This window comes from Limnospira sp. PMC 289.06 (genome assembly GCF_032350395.1).
GTDB classification, from domain to species: Bacteria; Cyanobacteriota; Cyanobacteriia; order Cyanobacteriales; family Microcoleaceae; genus Limnospira; species Limnospira platensis.
In genome coordinates this window covers 1-427 of sequence record NZ_JARPLC010000498.1, presented here as the reverse complement: position 1 = coordinate 427, position 427 = coordinate 1, and the positions used below count along the sequence as shown (strand labels likewise).

The following is a 427-nucleotide window of genomic DNA, read 5'->3' as shown; positions in this document are numbered from 1 at the left end:
TAGCGAAATGCTCTTACCGTGAACCATGATTACCTACTGTCCAAAATTCATTGTCCGAGCAGCCGGAAGAGAGACCTGAAACAATGGCTTAAAGCGGGTGTTTTGGATAACGGCATATTTGAGGATACAAAAGCAGGGACACCTCAAGGAGGGGTAATAAGCCCACTACTAGCCAACATCGCACTGTTGGGAATGGAAAGGCTAGTTAAGGAAAGGTATCCAAATAAAGGAACAGCCGTCCAGGTAAACCTTATAAGATATGCCGATGATTTTGTGGTTATATCCAAAGACCTAAAAATCATTGAACAGTGCAAAACTGCAATTTCTGAATGGTTAAAACCTGTAGGATTAGAAATTAAACCTGAAAAAACTCGAATTTGCCACACACTGTTATGGTCGAAAGAGAAGTCACCTTCCCCAACTCCAA

1 protein-coding gene is annotated in these 427 nt (G+C 41.7%); it reads left to right on the top strand.

Annotated features, from left to right (window positions below; translation table 11 throughout):
• Positions 1-18 precede the first annotated feature (18 nt).
• Positions 19-427, top strand: a 409-nt coding sequence (locus P5674_RS25975; RefSeq protein ID WP_315643440.1) for a reverse transcriptase/maturase family protein, incomplete at its 3' end; no start/stop codon positions are given.